The 15,112-nt window shown below is 66.7% G+C and carries 12 protein-coding genes and 1 tRNA gene; 7 read left to right on the plus strand and 6 right to left on the minus strand.

The window, feature by feature from the left end:
• Nucleotides 1–104: 104 nt before the first annotated feature.
• The 4 genes from ACSHSS_RS27885 to ACSHSS_RS27900 all read right to left on the minus strand — a co-directional run bounded on the left by ACSHSS_RS27885 (nt 105) and on the right by ACSHSS_RS27900 (nt 3,838).
• Nucleotides 105–335 (minus strand): hypothetical protein, encoded by a 231-nt coding sequence (locus tag ACSHSS_RS27885; RefSeq protein WP_006402226.1) that lies wholly within the window; start codon nt 333–335, stop codon nt 105–107.
• Between the two features lie 102 nt (nt 336–437).
• Nucleotides 438–1,559 (minus strand): class II histone deacetylase, encoded by a 1,122-nt coding sequence (locus tag ACSHSS_RS27890; RefSeq protein ID WP_369715400.1) that lies wholly within the window; start codon nt 1,557–1,559, stop codon nt 438–440.
• 12 nt (nt 1,560–1,571) lie between these two features.
• Nucleotides 1,572–2,774, minus strand: a complete 1,203-nt coding sequence (locus ACSHSS_RS27895; protein WP_253603629.1) for an MFS transporter — start codon at nt 2,772–2,774, stop codon at nt 1,572–1,574.
• 20 nt (nt 2,775–2,794) lie between these two features.
• A complete protein-coding gene (locus tag ACSHSS_RS27900) occupies nt 2,795–3,838 on the minus strand; it encodes a porin (protein ID WP_445545779.1) in 1,044 nt (347 codons plus the stop codon).
• Nucleotides 3,839–4,135: 297 nt separating this feature from the next.
• On the opposite strand from ACSHSS_RS27900, the gene ACSHSS_RS27905 reads away from it, so the two are divergent.
• A complete protein-coding gene (locus tag ACSHSS_RS27905) occupies nt 4,136–5,281 on the plus strand; it encodes a helix-turn-helix transcriptional regulator (protein ID WP_006402231.1) in 1,146 nt (381 codons plus the stop codon).
• An 84-nt stretch (nt 5,282–5,365) separates the two neighbouring features.
• Nucleotides 5,366–6,364, plus strand: coding sequence for a 2-dehydropantoate 2-reductase (locus tag ACSHSS_RS27910; protein ID WP_445545780.1), 999 nt, complete (start codon nt 5,366–5,368; stop codon nt 6,362–6,364).
• Nucleotides 6,365–6,478: 114 nt separating this feature from the next.
• Here ACSHSS_RS27910 and ACSHSS_RS27915 read toward each other — a convergent pair whose 3' ends face one another.
• On the minus strand, nt 6,479–6,928 hold the full coding sequence (locus tag ACSHSS_RS27915) for a MarR family winged helix-turn-helix transcriptional regulator (RefSeq protein WP_445545781.1): 450 nt from the start codon (nt 6,926–6,928) through the stop codon (nt 6,479–6,481).
• A 62-nt stretch (nt 6,929–6,990) separates the two neighbouring features.
• The gene (locus ACSHSS_RS27920; protein ID WP_445545782.1) at nt 6,991–8,136 is read right to left on the minus strand and encodes a glycerate kinase; all 1,146 of its coding nucleotides are present in this window, start codon (nt 8,134–8,136) and stop codon (nt 6,991–6,993) included.
• Between the two features lie 424 nt (nt 8,137–8,560).
• Between ACSHSS_RS27920 and tig the strand changes: the two genes are divergently transcribed.
• The 5 genes from tig (at nt 8,561) to ACSHSS_RS27945 (ending at nt 15,038) form a co-directional block, all read left to right on the plus strand.
• Nucleotides 8,561–9,907: a trigger factor gene (gene tig / locus ACSHSS_RS27925; protein ID WP_006416458.1), complete on the plus strand. Its 1,347-nt coding sequence runs from the start codon at nt 8,561–8,563 to the stop codon at nt 9,905–9,907.
• Nucleotides 9,908–10,047: 140 nt separating this feature from the next.
• Nucleotides 10,048–10,701: an ATP-dependent Clp endopeptidase proteolytic subunit ClpP gene (clpP, locus tag ACSHSS_RS27930; protein ID WP_006408392.1), complete on the plus strand. Its 654-nt coding sequence runs from the start codon at nt 10,048–10,050 to the stop codon at nt 10,699–10,701.
• A 164-nt stretch (nt 10,702–10,865) separates the two neighbouring features.
• Nucleotides 10,866–12,137, plus strand: a complete 1,272-nt coding sequence (gene clpX / locus ACSHSS_RS27935) for an ATP-dependent Clp protease ATP-binding subunit ClpX (protein WP_006402239.1) — start codon at nt 10,866–10,868, stop codon at nt 12,135–12,137.
• A 198-nt stretch (nt 12,138–12,335) separates the two neighbouring features.
• On the plus strand, nt 12,336–14,762 hold the full coding sequence (gene lon, locus ACSHSS_RS27940; RefSeq protein WP_006402240.1) for an endopeptidase La: 2,427 nt from the start codon (nt 12,336–12,338) through the stop codon (nt 14,760–14,762).
• A 200-nt stretch (nt 14,763–14,962) separates the two neighbouring features.
• Nucleotides 14,963–15,038: transfer RNA gene (locus ACSHSS_RS27945), tRNA-Val, on the plus strand.
• Nucleotides 15,039–15,112 lie beyond the last annotated feature (74 nt).

Consider the following 15,112-nt stretch of genomic DNA (forward strand, 5'->3'; position numbering starts at 1 on the left):
AAAAACACCCCAAAGGTTGGATCGGTATCCAACTTTTGGGGTGCAGTTCAGGACCGCAGCGCTTTTTCGTTTTCCGCGCATCTTGCTCGCGATCCCCGCCGCCGCTAATCCCAAAAACTCCGAATCGCGACGGCGACGATCACGGGCACCGAGAACACGAGCGGAATCGCGAAATACTGCACCTCGCGATCGACGAGCCAGCTATAAATCACCCATCCCGCGCCCACGGCGAACGTGACGAGGCCGACCAGCACGGCGGCGATATTGAGAACCAGTTTCGACGGCTGGCGGCGCGCATTGCGTTGGGCATCGTTGTCGCGCGGGGAGGATTTCATCGGAAGAAGACGGCCTCGGGCCTGTGTGATCAAACGCACAGGAGACCGCATCCGCGCCGATCGCGCAAGGGCCGGCCGCGAACCGACGCCGGCCCGCTGCCGTCATCGCGCGGCCGGCAGCCCGAACGATGCCGCCAGTTCGTCGATGAGCGTGCGCTGGAACGCGACGAACCGCTCGCCGGGCTGTTGCGCAATCGCGAGCTCGAGCATCGGATCGGCGACCGCCGTGCGAACGCCGGCCAGCTCCTCGACGATCGCGAGTCCGCAGAACGGCACGTACGCTTCCGAATAGCCGCCTTCGTGCACGATCACGAGCCGACCGCCGCAATGGCGCTGTGCGGCTTCCTTGACGGCGCGCGTCATGAACCGGTAGCTGTCGGTATGCAGCAGCATCCGTGCGAGCGGATCGACCGCGCTCGCATCGAGCCCGCTCGCGACGACGATCAGTTCGGGCCGGAAGCGCTCGAGCGCAGGCAGCACGATCCGCTCGAACGCATGGCGGTACGCATCGTCGCCGCTGCCGGCGAGCAGCGGCACGTTCAGGTTCGCGCCGACGCCCGCACCGGCGCCGCGATCCTCGGCGCCGCCGTAGCCGGGCGGGAAGCAGCGGTCCTGATGCAGCGAGATCGTCAGCGTGTCCGGATCGTCGTAATAGATCGACTGCGTGCCGTTGCCGTGATGCACGTCCCAGTCGATCACGGCCACGCGGCCGATGCCGTGCTTCGCGCGTGCGGCCTCGATCGCGATCGGGATGTTGGCGAGCAGGCAGAAGCCCATCGGCCGGTCGCGCAGGCAATGATGGCCGGGCGGGCGCGACAGCGAGAACGCGTTCGTCGCGTGCTCGGCAACGACCGCGTCGACCGCTGCGATCGCGAGCCCGGCCGATAATGCGGCGATTTCATAGCTGCCCTTGCCGAACGGCGCGAGATCGCCGAGGTCGCCGCCGTTTGCGTCGCTGAGCGCACGAAATGCATCGAGGTAGCCGGCAGGGTGGATGCGCAGCAGATCGTCGCGCGCCGCGGGCGCGGCGCCGCGCATGTCGAGCTGCGCGGCGAGCCCCGACGCGTGCACGAGCGACAGCAGCCGACGCTTCGAGTCGGGCGATTCCGCATAGCCGGCGCCCGACGGCGGCTGGACCCAGCCGCCGACCGGAAAAAACAGCGCGTGCGTGCCGCCTGTGTGCCAGAAGGTGCGTTCGTCGGTGAAGAATGCGGTGCGTTTCATGGGCATGATCTGTCAAGGTTGGGAAGAAGCGGAACGGCGTGCCGACCGTTCGATGCCGCGCAGCGCGGCGAACGACACGACGGCGACCGCGGTCGCGGCGACGAACAGCGCGCGCATCGTGCCGCCGGCATCGAGCATCAGCCCGGCGAGCAGCGGCCCGGCGGCGAGGCCCGCGCCGATCACGAAGTTGAGCGTCGCGACGAGGCGGCCCGACGTATCGATCTGCGCGACGGTCGCAAGGATGAACGGCAGTACGAACGTCCACGCGAACTTGAACGTGAAGATCGCGGCGCTGTAGCCGGTCGCGCGCGGCTGCGCGGCCAGCGCGACGAGCGACGCGGCGAGCAGTGCGTAGCCGGTCCAGAGCATCGTGCGGCGCGCGACGCGCCCGCCTGCGCACGACGCGAGCGCCGCACCGGCGATCCCCATCACGCTCGCGATCGCCAGTACGGTGCCGGCCGCTTGCGAATCGAGCCCGGCGTCGGCCGCCGCACGGCTCGCGAAGGTCCACACGCTGCCGATCGCGAGATAGAACGCGAGCACTGCGCCGATCGCGAGCGCGCCGCAGCCGGCCGGCATTGCGAGCGTGGCACCGCGCGCGCGCCTTGCGACGCGCATGCCGGTCGAGTGCGGAAAGCCGCGCGATAGCGGCGCTGCGGCCAGCGCCAGCGCCGCAAGCGCGAAGTAGAGCGCGCGCAAGCCGAAGGCGACGAACACGTGAGGCAGCACGAACAGTCCGATCGCGCCGGCGATCAGCTGGCCGACGACCCACAGCCCGTACACGCGATCGCTGTTCTCGCTCGTCGCGGCGCTCGTCATGCAGAGCACCATCAGCGTGCCGCCGCCGAGCGCGGTCGCGGCGCGCAGCGCGAGCAGCGTCGCGAAGTCGGGCATCCACAGCGCGGTGAGCAGATTGCCGGCGCCGAACAGCGCGATCGCACACGCCGCGACACGGCGCGCATCGACGCGGCCGAGCCACAGATACGACGGCACGGTCGCCGCGCTGAACGCGCCGAGTTCGACGAAGAAGTACGTGCCGATCTGCGACGCGGACAAGCGAAGCTGCACGGCGAGCTGAGCCGCGACGGCCGGCGCGACGAGCAGCAGCAACGGCGTGATCGCGGCGAACACGACGAGTGCGACGAGCGTCGCGCGGGCGAACGGGGCGGCATGCGCATCGGATGCGCGCACGGTATCGGAGGCAAGGGTCTTCATCGCGGCGTCTCGCAGTCAGTTCAGAACAGGTGGTACATGCCGACCATCGCGCCGAACTGCGATGCGCCGGCAAGCGGTGTCGGGTCGTATTCGTAGACGGTTTGCGAACTCCGGTTGCCGTTGCGCGCGTAGCCGAGGTTCACGTACGCGACCGAGCGTTTGGACAGCGCGTACGTCGTGCTCGCGATGAACAGCGTCGGATGACCGATCGCCGGCGTGCGCGAATCGGTGTGATAGACGCCGGCATTCAGGCCGATGCCACCCGCCGTCAGATAGCGCGCGCCGCCCCAGACGATCGTGCGCGGCGCATCGAGGTCGCCGGTGCGGCGCTCGACGCCCGCATAGACGGTCAGCGGCAGCGCGGCGAACGCATAGCGCGCGGCGAGCGTACCGAGTTCGCGTCGTCGGCCCGATGCGTCGTCTGTCGCCGATACGTCGCCGTGCGACTGATGCAGCACCGCGCCGACCGACAGTCCGTTGCTCGTGTATTGGCCGCCGAGCTCGAGCACGCGTCCGGCGCGCGTATTGCCCGCGATGCCGGCCGTCGCGACGAGCGCTTCGACGTCGAAGCCGGCGAACGTCGGCGACTGATACTTCACCGAGCGGTCGATGAAGTTGGCGGACATCGGCACGATGACGCCTTGTCCGCTGTACGACGCATACCAGAGCGGGTCGTAGAACAGCGTCTTGTCGAATAGCACGCTGAACTGGCGACCGAGCGTGACGGTGCCGACGGGCCCCGCGATGCCGACGTACGCGCCGCGAAAGAACGCGAGGCCGGGCACGGTCGCCGTGCCGTCGTTCACGTTGATGCCCTGTTCGAGCTTGAACAGCGCGCGCCAGCCGCCGCCGAGCGGCTCGCTGCCTTTGATGCCGATCTGCGACGGCACGATTCCGTAGTTCTGCAACTGCACGGCGGAGCGATGCGCGTCGGCATGCGTCAGGTACTGCACGCCGACGTCGAGTGCGCCGTACAGCGTGAGCGTCGACTGCGCGTGTGCGGCCGCGCCGCATGCGGCGACGGCCACGGCGGCTGCCGTGCGGATGAAGCGCGGTGTGATCACGTCGGGTTCTCCATGCGGGCGCATCGTGGTCGTGGGGAATCGCGACGCAGTGTCGGCGGCCGCAAATGCGCCGAACAGCCGTTCAGATGGAGGTTGCGGAAAACCCGCGGTGCGCCGCGCCGCGGTGTCGCGGTGGCGCCGACGCGCGTGCTGCGCGGCAGCAACGCGTCGCGCCCCGTTCAAATGGATGGGATTGCACCGCGTGGCGGCGCGCCGGCCCGTCAAAAATGACGCTCGCTATAATCGGCCGGTCTGCGTTGCGCACATCGGCGGCCCGCACGGGCAGGAGAGCGGAAGGTGAGGATCACGACGGGTACCGGGCAGGATCTCGATGCGCTGCGCGACGTGCCGGCGGCGATCGTGCTCGACGAGGCCGCGTGGCCGCCACCGTCGCCGCGGCGCGCAGATTTCGACGGCGTCGCGCGCGGCGACACCGCGCAACGCGAACTCGGCCTGATGCTGCTCGACCTCTATGCGTTCGCCGCGCAGTCGGCCATCGGCGAATTCGAATGCCGCTTCTTTTCGCTGCTGCAGGCGCTGATTCCGTTCGATGCCGCGTGGACGGGCGTCGCGACGCACGTGGCGACCGGCCCCGTGATGCACAACAGCTTCCTGTACCGGCTTCCGGACGCGTTCTTCGGCGACTGGAAGCGCGTGCGCGACTGCGATCCGCTCGCGCACCGCACGCTGCGCGGCGCGCATGGCCGCGCGGTACGGCTGTCGGTCGTCGAGCCGGGGCTCGATCCGCGCTTTCGCGACTGGTGCGTGAAATACGGGCTCGCGCAGCTGATGTGCGTGTGCACGCTCGATCGGCGCTTCGGGCTGACGACCTTCATGTCGATCTACCGTCAGGGGCTGAATCGTCCGTTCGGCGACGCCGACGCGCAGCGTTTCGAAGAAGTGATTCCGCACCTGGCCGCCGCGTTGACGATCAACCGCGCCGCGCAACTCACGCGCGAGCGCGGCGATGCCGGCGCGCCGGCATCGCGTGCGCTGTGCGACAACTTCGGCGTGCTGCACCATGCCGATCACGGCTTCGGCGACGTGCTGCGCGCCGAATGGCCCGCATGGTCGGGCACACGCGTGCCGGAACCGCTCGTCGCGCATCTGCGGCGCCACGCGACGCAGCCTTTCGTCGGCACGGCGCTGCGGATCGGCTGCGTGCCGGTTGCCGGACTGTTCCAGCTCGAAGCGCGGCCGCGCTCGCTGCTCGACCGGCTGAGCCCGCGCGAGCTCGCCGCAATCCGCTATTACGGCGCGGGGCGGTCGCACAAGGAAGTGGCGCAGCAGATGGCGATCTCGCCGACGACGGTGCGCCACTATCTACGCTGCGCGTACCGCAAGCTCGGCATGCACGACAAGAGCCAGATCGCGGGCGTACTCGGCGCGAGCGCCGACGTGCCGGACGAGCGGCCGGCCGCGGCGCCGCGCGAGCTGCGCTGAAGGCATGCGAACGCCCCGGAGGTCGTTGTATCCGCAACCAATGGGCGTTATGCTCCAGAACTTCCGGCACACGGACATTCCATCATGAACGACACGAATTCAGGCGCGGTGCGCGCGGCGGTGGTCGGCGTCGGCGCGATCGGCGGGCTGCTCGCGGCGGCGCTGTCGCGCGCCGGCGTCGCGGTGAGCGCGTATGCGCGCGGGGCGACGCTCGACGCGCTGAACGCGCACGGCGTACGCGTGATCGACGACGCGGGCGCGACCTCGACGGTCGCCGTGCACGCGAGCGACGACGCGGCCGCGCTCGGCGTGCAGGACTATGTGGTGATCGCGCTGAAGGCGCAGGCGCTGCCGGCGCTCGCCGCGCGGATCGCGCCGCTCGTCGGGCCGGACACGGTGATCGTCGCGGCGATGAACGGCTTGCCGTGGTGGTTCACGCACGGGCTCGCCGGCCCGCTCGACGGCGTACCGCTCGAAGCAGTGGATCCGGCCGGCGCCGTGTCGGCCGCGCTGCCGCCCGCGCAGGCGATCGGCTGCGTCGTGCATCTGTCGTCGAGCACCGACGCGCCCGGCGTCGTCCGGCGCGGACGCGGCAACCGGCTGATCGTCGGCGCGCCGGACGGCCGGCTCGAGGCGGCCGCCGCGCGCTTCGCGGCGTTGCTCTCGGCTGGCGGATTCGACGTCGAATCGACGCCCGCGATCCGCACCGAGATCTGGGCGAAGCTGTGGGGCAACATGAACATGAATCCGCTGAGCGCGCTGACGGGCTCGACGGCCGAACAGCTGCTCGACGATCCGTTCACGCACGATCTCGCGCTGCGGATGATGGAGGAGGCCGCGCAGATCGGCGCGAAGCTCGGGCTGTCGACCGGCATGAGCGGCCCCGAGCGCATCGCGGTCACGCGCAAGCTCGGCGCGTTCAAGACGTCGATGCTGCAGGATTTCGAAGCAGGGCGGCCGCTGGAGATCGGGCCGATTCTCGGCGTGTTCCCGGAGTTGGGGCGCAGATTGAACGAGCCGACGCCGTACTGCGACGCGGTGCTCGGGCTGCTGCGTCAGCGCGCCGCGAACAGCGGGCTATAGCGGGCTGTCGCGCGCGCCGCCGGCATCGGCTTCATTGATCTGAACAAAGCGTATGCGTCTTGCCGACCGGCACCGTCGGTGCGGACGATTTGACGCGCTTGTCGCGCGACGGCGTCAGTTGTCGCGTTCGAGCGCGTGCGCGACGACCTGGTCGAGCAGCCGCTCGAACGTGTTCCGTTCGCTCTCGGACAGGCACGCGAGCAGCCCGTCGTTCCACTTGCGCACGATCGGCATGATTTTCCGGTACAGCGCGCGGCCGTCGGCGGTCAGCGCGATCAGCACGATGCGGCCGTCCTCGTCGCTCGCGCTGCGCTCGAGCAGGCCCTGGCGCAGCAGCGCTTCGGCCGCGCGGCTCGCCTGGCTCTTGTCGAGATTCGTGTGGCGCGCGAGATCCATGATCGAGAACGGACCGAACGCACCGACGGCCGCGATCACCCGCGCCTCGGGCAGCGAGATGCCGAGCTTGTGCCGGTACACCTCGCCGATGCCGCGGTCGGATCGCTTGGTCAGCGCGTGAAGGCGATAGGTCAGAAACTGATCGAGCCCGGCTTGTCGGCCTTTCATGTCGCATCCTGAAGAAAAATGGCGGGCCCGATTGTTCCTGTATCGCGCGCTCGGGTCAACGGTCAGTGTGCGCCGTATTTCAGGCGCGTCAACTGTTCGGCTTCGTTCGCGAGCAGCGTCGCCGCGTCGCGGATCGCGACGTCGAGCGAAATCGGGCCCGGCGCCGGCGAAAAACAGCCGGAAAAGTATTCGGACAGCCGCGGCAGCGCGGCCGGATCGATTGCGCCGGACAGCAGCGACGCCGGCACGCCGGCCGTCTGCGCGTGACGGCACGCGATGAACGGCGCCTTGCCGTGCAGCGTCTGCACGTCCGAGCGCCCTTCGCCGGTAATCAGCCAGTCGGCGCCCTCGAGCGCCGCGTCGAGCCCGATCTGCCGCGCGACGACCTCCGCGCCTGCCTCGAACTGCGCGCCGAGCATCCGCAGCGCGAAGCCGAGGCCGCCCGCGGCACCGGCGCCGGGCAGATCGCGCGCGCGGCGGTCGAGCGCGGCCTCGAGCAGATCGGCGAAGCGGCCGAGCGCGGCGTCGAGCGTCGCGACCTGCTCGGGCGTCACACCCTTTTGCGGCCCGAACACGGCGGTCGCGCCGTGCGCGCCGGTCAGCGGGTTGTCGACGTCGGACATCCCGACGAATTCCGCTTCGGCGAGCCGCGGATCGAGTGCCGACGCATCGATTCGCGCGATGTCGGCGAGCCGCGCGGGTACCGGCTCGACCGGCTGGCCGGCCGCGTCGAAACAGCGCAGCCCGAGCCCGGCCAGCAGGCCCGCGCCGGCATCGTTCGTGCTGCTGCCGCCGAGCGCGACGAAGAAGCGGCGCACGCCTTCGTCGAGCAGCGCGCGGATCGCCTCGCCCATGCCGCGCGTGCTGCGTGCGTCGACCGGCACGCTCATCCCGACCGCATCGGTGATGCCGACGACCTCGGCCGTCTCGACGATCGCGGTACGCGCATCGATCACGCCCACAGCCGCCTCGCGCGCCGCAAGCGACGCGCCCGCCACGCGCAGCGTGCGCCGCGTGGCGCCGCGGGCGAGCATCGCATCGAGCGTGCCTTCGCCGCCGTCGGCCATCGGGCAGCAGCGCACGACGGCGTCGGCGCGCGCGCGGCGGATGCCGGTCGCGATCGCGTCCGCGACCTGCTCCGCGGAAAGCGAGCCTTTGAACGAATCGGGCGCGATGACGACGACAGGCGCGGACGGGTGTTGCGGCATGGTGTCTCCGGAAAGCGTGATTGGTGTGAGGAATCGGGGTGCGATGACGGCGCACCTTGATTTCGGAGCTTACAGGATGGCGGCGCGCGATGGATATGGCGCACGGCATAACGGTAATCCATCGCGCCGAGCGCGCGGTGCGGCACGCATCGTGCGCCGGATCGCGTGCGGCAAGGCGGGGAACCGGTGCGTCGCGCGCACGGCGCGGCGAACGACTGCCGCGACGCGCCGATCTGGCGGTATGACGAAAATTGTTTGCTAGAATAGTCGATTCTTCCGGCCAAAGCCGTGCTCCGAGCCGCTTGCGCTAGCCATCCGGCGCGTGCAGGGATGGCGTGGCGCTCCGGCGCGGCGTGTGCGCGCGCCAGGCAGGCACGGCAAGGAAAAACCGATTCGCTCGAATAATTTTAGGACGATTGAAGCCATGGCTAACGTTGTTGAGAACCTCGGCAAGCTTGAACGCCGCGTGACGATTTCTTTGCCGAAAGAGACGGTGCAGAAGGAAATCGACGCCCGTATCCAGAAACTCGCGAAGAACGTGCGCATGCCGGGTTTCCGCCCGGGCAAGGTGCCGCTGAAGATGGTCGCGCAGCAGTACGCGGGTCAGGTCGAGGCGGAAGTGCTGAGCGACAAGATCGGCCAGGAATTCTTCACGATCAGCCGCGCGGAAAACCTGCGCGTCGCCGGTCAGCCGAGCTTCGCGCCGAAGCAGGAGCAATCGGACGACGCCTACGCGTTCGACGCGACGTTCGAGGTTTACCCGGAAGTGAAGATCGGCGATCTGTCGACCGCTGAAGTCGAGCGCTCGACGACGACGATCGGCGACGCCGAGATCGACCGCACGCTCGACATCCTGCGCAAGCAGCGCGTGCACTTCCACGCACGCGGCGAAGCGGGCGAGCACGGCGACGGCGGCGCGGACACCGCGGCGCAGAACGGCGACCGCGTGACGGTCGACTTCGTCGGCAAGATCGACGACGTCGCGTTCCCGGGCGGCACGGCCGAAGACTTCCCGTTCGTGCTGGGCGAAGGCCGCATGCTGCCGGAATTCGAACAGGCGGCGCTCGGTCTGAAGGCCGGCGAGTCGCGCACGTTCGACCTGAAGTTCCCGGACGACTATCACGGCAAGGACGTCGCGGGCAAGACCGCGCAGTTCACGGTCACGATGAAGAAGGTCGAATGGCCGCACCTGCCGGAGATCGACGCCGAATTCGCGAAGTCGCTCGGCATCGAAGACGGCGATCTCGCGAAGATGCGCAACGAGATCAAGGAAAACCTCGAGCGCGAGGCGAAGCGTCGCACGCAGGCGATCGTGAAGAACCAGGTGATGGACGCGCTGCTGAAGATTTCCGAACTCGACGTGCCGAAGGCGCTGATCGAGCAGGATCAGCAGCGTCTCGTCGAGATGGCGCGTCAGGATCTCGCGCAGCGCGGCGTGCCGAACGCGAAGGACGCGCCGATCCCGGCCGAAATGTTCGCCGAGCAGGCCGAGCGCCGCGTGAAGCTGGGTCTCGTGCTCGCCGAGCTGGTCAAGGCGAACGGCCTGGAAGCGAAGCCGGAGCAGATCCGCGCGGAAGTCGACGAGTTCGCGAAGAGCTACGAAGACCCGAAGGAAGTGGTCCGCTGGTATTATTCCAACCAGCAGCGCCTCGCCGAGATGGAAGCGTTCGTCGTTGAAAGCAACGTCGTCGACTTCGTGCTGGGCAAGGCAAAGGTGACGGACAAGGAAGTGAGCTTCGAGGCACTCGCAAGCGCATCGGCGCAAGCGTAACTGTCGCAGCAGCGGCGTGCCGGCTGTCGGAGCGACGGCCTGCACGCCGTTTTTACGTCGGGCGCACGGTTGCCATTAATATGGCGATTGAGCGGGCGGCTTCCCTCCGTTCAATTTTCCATTCGAACAAGGTTCATTGAATGATCACTCGCGCTGAATTGCTGGACATGCTTGCTTCGAACGCGCCGCAGGGTTTCGAGGCGCAAGCGCTGGGGCTCGTGCCGATCGTCGTCGAAACGAGCGGCCGCGGCGAGCGTTCGTACGACATCTATTCGCGTCTCCTGAAGGAGCGCCTGGTATTCATGGTCGGCGAAGTGAACGACCAGACGGCCAACCTGGTGGTCGCGCAACTGCTGTTCCTCGAGAGCGAGAATCCCGACAAGGACATCAGCCTGTACATCAACAGCCCGGGCGGTTCGGTGTCGGCCGGCATGGCGATCTACGACACGATGCAGTTCATCAAGCCGGACGTGTCGACGCTCTGCATGGGGCTCGCGGCCAGCATGGGCGCGTTCCTGCTCGCGTCGGGCGCGAAGGGCAAGCGTTTTGCTCTGCCGAACTCGCGCGTGATGATTCACCAGCCGCTCGGCGGCGCGCGCGGCCAGGCGTCCGACATCGAGATCCAGGCGCGCGAGATCCTGTACCTGAAGGAGCGGCTCAACCACCTGCTCGCGCAACATACGGGCCAGGACGTCGAGCGCATCGCGCGCGACACCGACCGTGATAACTTCATGTCGAGCGAAGACGCGAAGGCGTACGGGTTGATCGACCAGGTGCTGCTGAAGCGTCCCTGAACTTAAGTGGGGTGCCGCCCCGTTTCGTGCGGCGCCCCGGCAGTGTCCCGAAATGCCCTGAGCATCTGCGGCAAGCGCATCAGCCGGCTTCGGCCGCGTCCCGCGCGCGGTGTCCGGAGTAATCGGCGTATCATGTCATTTACCTGTCCGGAGGCTCTACATTCATGGCGGACAAAAAAGGTTCGAACAGCGAGAAGCTGTTGTATTGCTCGTTTTGCGGGAAGAGTCAGCATGAGGTGAAAAAACTCATCGCGGGCCCGTCGGTGTTCATCTGCGATGAGTGCATCGACCTCTGCAACGAGATCATTCGCGACGAGGCGGCCGCCGCCGGCGTCGAGGCCAGCCTGTCCCGCTCGGATCTGCCGAGCCCGCAGGAGATTCGCGACATCCTCGATCAATACGTGATTGGGCAGGAGCGCGCGAAGAAGATCCTCGCGGTCGCCGTGTACAACCACTACAAGCGTCTGAAGCATCTCGACAAGAAGGACGACGTCGAGCTGTCGAAGAGCAACATCCTGCTGATCGGGCCGACCGGCTCGGGCAAGACGCTGCTCGCGCAGACGCTCGCGCGGTTGCTCAACGTGCCGTTCGTGATCGCCGATGCGACGACGCTGACTGAAGCCGGCTACGTCGGCGAGGACGTCGAGAACATCATCCAGAAGCTGTTGCAGAACTGCAACTACGAGGTCGACAAGGCCCAGCGCGGCATCGTCTACATCGACGAGATCGACAAGATCAGCCGCAAGTCGGACAACCCGTCGATCACGCGCGACGTGTCGGGCGAGGGCGTGCAGCAGGCGCTGCTGAAGCTCGTCGAGGGCACGATGGCGTCGGTGCCGCCGCAGGGCGGCCGCAAGCACCCGAACCAGGATTTCATCCAGGTCGACACGACGAACATCCTGTTCATCTGCGGCGGCGCGTTCGACGGCCTCGAAAAGGTGATCACCGATCGCACCGAAAAGACGGGCATCGGCTTCGGCGCGACGGTCAAGAGCAAGCAGGATCGCGACGCAGGCGAAGTGCTGCGCGACGTCGAGCCGGAAGACCTGATCAAATTCGGTCTGATCCCCGAATTGATCGGCCGTCTGCCCGTGGTGGCGACGCTCGGCAAGCTGGACGAAGCCGCGCTGATGAAGATCCTCGTCGAGCCGAAGAACGCGCTCGTCAAGCAGTATCACAAGCTGTTCGCAATGGAGCGCGTCGAGCTGGAGATCCGCCCGGCCGCGCTGCAGGCGGTCGCCCGCAAGGCGATCCGTCGCAAGACCGGCGCGCGCGGCTTGCGCTCGATCATCGAACAGGCGCTGCTCGACGTGATGTACGAGCTGCCCACGATGAAAGGGGTCAGCAAGGTCATCATCGATGAGAACGTGATCGATGGCGACGGCAAGCCGCTGCTGATCTACGAGGACACGCCGAAGGTGGCGGGTTCGAACTGACCGGCTTGCCGACGGTGTTCTGCGAAAAAGGGCCGTTCATGAAAACGTGGGCGGCTTTTTTTCGTTTATCTTGTGGGTAACTCTGACTCGACACGCGGTGGTTACTTTCTTACCGAATATTTCCCGCACTTGAAGGCTTGCAATCCGATGTGCCGGCCTCAATTACCGAACAATTGATTCCACTCATGGGGAAATGAAATGTCAGGCACCCAACTTCTCCCGCCGGAACGCATCACGCTCCCGCTGCTGCCGCTGCGGGACGTCGTCGTTTTCCCGCACATGGTGATTCCGCTCTTCGTGGGCCGGCCGAAATCGATCAAGGCCCTCGAAGCAGCGATGGAAGGCGGCAAGCACATCATGCTCGTCGCCCAGAAGACCGCGGCGAAGGACGAACCGACCGACAAGGACATGTACGAAGTCGGTTGTATTGCCAACATCCTGCAGATGCTGAAGCTGCCGGACGGCACCGTGAAGGTGCTCGTCGAGGGGCTGCAGCGCGCGAAGGCATTGTCGATCGAGGAACAGGAGACGCAGTTCTCCTGCGAAGTGATGCCGCTCGAGCCCGATCATGCGGACAGCGCCGAAACGGAAGCGCTGCGCCGTGCGATCGTGTCGCAGTTCGATCAGTACGTGAAGCTGAACAAGAAGATCCCGCCGGAGATTCTCACGTCGCTGTCGGGCATCGACGAAGCAGGCCGTCTCGCCGACATGATCGCCGAGCGTCTGCCGCTGAAGCTCGACCAGAAGCAGCACATCCTCGAGATGTTCCCGGTCATCGAGCGTCTCGAGCACCTGCTCGCGCAGCTCGAAGCGGAGATCGACATCCTGCAGGTCGAAAAGCGCATCCGCGGGCGCGTGAAGCGCCAGATGGAAAAGAGCCAGCGCGAGTACTACCTGAACGAGCAGGTCAAGGCGATCCAAAAGGAACTGGGCGAAGGCGAAGAGGGTGCGGATCTCGAGGAGCTCGAGAAGCGCATCAACGCCGCGCGCATGCCGAAGGAGGCCAAGAAGAAGGCCGACGCCGAGCTGAAGAAGCTGAAGCTGATGTCGCCGATGTCGGCGGAAGCAACCGTCGTGCGCAACTACATCGACACGCTGATCGGCCTGCCGTGGCGCAAGAAGAGCAAGGTCAACAACGACCTGTCGAACGCCGAGCAGGTGCTCGACGAGGATCACTACGGCCTCGAGAAGGTCAAGGAACGGATCCTCGAGTATCTCGCGGTGCAGCAGCGCGTCGACAAGGTCAAGGCGCCGATCCTGTGCCTCGTCGGGCCTCCGGGCGTCGGCAAGACCTCGCTCGGCCAGTCGATCGCCCGCGCGACGAACCGCAAGTTCGTCCGGATGGCGCTCGGCGGCGTGCGTGACGAAGCCGAGATCCGCGGTCACCGCCGAACGTATATCGGCTCGATGCCGGGCAAGATCCTGCAGAGCCTCGCGAAGGTCGGCGTGCGCAATCCGCTCTTCCTGCTCGACGAAGTCGATAAGATGGGCATGGATTTCCGCGGCGATCCGTCGTCGGCGCTGCTCGAAGTGCTCGATCCGGAACAGAACCACACGTTCGCCGATCACTACATCGAAGTCGACTTCGATCTGTCGGACGTGATGTTCGTCGCGACGTCGAACTCGCTGAACATCCCGCCGCCGCTGCTCGACCGGATGGAAGTGATTCGTCTGTCGGGCTACACGGAAGACGAGAAGGTCAGCATCGCGCAGCGCTACCTGCTGCCGAAGCAGAAGAAGAACAACGGTCTGAAGGACGGCGAGATCGAGGTCACCGAGCAGGCGATCCGCGACATCATCCGCTACTACACGCGCGAAGCCGGTGTGCGTTCGCTCGAGCGCGAAGTGTCGAAGATCTGCCGCAAGGTCGTGAAGATGCTGCTGCTGAAGAAGGCATCGGGCGCGATCAAGGTCGACGGCGACAACCTCGACACGTTCCTGGGCGTGCGCAAGTACGACTTCGGCCTCGCGGCGAAGGAAAACCAGGTCGGTCAGGTGACGGGCCTCGCGTGGACGGAAGTCGGCGGCGATCTGCTGACGATCGAAGCCGCGGTGATGCCGGGCAAGGGCAACGTGATCCGCACCGGTTCGCTCGGCGACGTGATGAAGGAGTCGGTCGAGGCGGCGCGTTCGGTCGTGCGCTCGCGTTCGCGGCGTCTGGGCATCAAGGACGAAGCGTTCGAGAAGCAGGACATCCACATCCACGTGCCGGAAGGTGCGACGCCGAAGGACGGTCCGTCCGCCGGCGGAGCGATGACGACGGCGCTGGTGTCGGTGCTGACCGGTATCCCGGTGCGTGCCGATGTCGCGATGACGGGTGAAATCACGCTGCGCGGCGAAGTGTTGCCGATCGGCGGGCTGAAGGAGAAGCTGCTCGCGGCGCATCGCGGTGGCATCAAGCTCGTGCTGATCCCGGAAGAGAACGTGAAGGATCTCGCCGAGATTCCGGACAACGTGAAGAACGCGATCGAGATCGTGCCGGTCCGCTGGATCGACAAGGTGCTGGAACTCGCGCTCGAACGTCTGCCGACGCCGCTGCCTCCGGAAGAGGAGGCGAAGGCTTCGTCGGCGCCGGTGGCCGATGCGTCGAAGGATGCCGGCTCGACCGAAGTCGTCAAGCACTGACCCGAACGCCGTCCTGACGGTCGTTCACGAAACCCGCGGCGTGTCCGCGGGTTTTTTTATGTGCGTCGTCGGGAGCGTGCGCGTCGGCTGATGAAAAAATCGTGCTCGGGGCTAGCAAAGTATTCGGGGATGAATTAGAATCGCAGGCTCGCTGGTTGTTGATGCGGAAACGCAGATCGCAGCCAGATCGAATCGGAAACGGGTGCTTAGCTCAGCTGGTAGAGCGGCGCCCTTACAAGGCGTAGGTCGGGGGTTCGATCCCCTCAGCACCCACCAGTTTCCCGGTTCGGCAAGACCAAGGAGCGGTAGTTCAGTCGGTTAGAATACCGGCCTGTCACGCCGGGGGTCGC

Source organism: Burkholderia sp. BC1 (assembly GCF_052683555.1).

Bases quoted from the DNA above. Each gene is read 5' to 3' on its own strand.
- ACSHSS_RS27890 (WP_369715400.1), bottom strand. From the start codon at position 1,559: ATGAAACGCACCGCATTCTTCACCGACGAACGCACCTTCTGGCACACA.
- tig (WP_006416458.1), top strand. From the start codon at position 8,561: ATGGCTAACGTTGTTGAGAACCTCGGCAAGCTTGAACGCCGCGTGACG.
- ACSHSS_RS27910 (WP_445545780.1), top strand. From the start codon at position 5,366: ATGAACGACACGAATTCAGGCGCGGTGCGCGCGGCGGTGGTCGGCGTC.
- clpX (WP_006402239.1), top strand. From the start codon at position 10,866: ATGGCGGACAAAAAAGGTTCGAACAGCGAGAAGCTGTTGTATTGCTCG.
- ACSHSS_RS27885 (WP_006402226.1), bottom strand. From the start codon at position 335: ATGAAATCCTCCCCGCGCGACAACGATGCCCAACGCAATGCGCGCCGC.
- ACSHSS_RS27895 (WP_253603629.1), bottom strand. From the start codon at position 2,774: ATGAAGACCCTTGCCTCCGATACCGTGCGCGCATCCGATGCGCATGCC.
- ACSHSS_RS27915 (WP_445545781.1), bottom strand. From the start codon at position 6,928: ATGAAAGGCCGACAAGCCGGGCTCGATCAGTTTCTGACCTATCGCCTT.
- lon (WP_006402240.1), top strand. From the start codon at position 12,336: ATGTCAGGCACCCAACTTCTCCCGCCGGAACGCATCACGCTCCCGCTG.
- clpP (WP_006408392.1), top strand. From the start codon at position 10,048: ATGATCACTCGCGCTGAATTGCTGGACATGCTTGCTTCGAACGCGCCG.
- ACSHSS_RS27920 (WP_445545782.1), bottom strand. From the start codon at position 8,136: ATGCCGCAACACCCGTCCGCGCCTGTCGTCGTCATCGCGCCCGATTCG.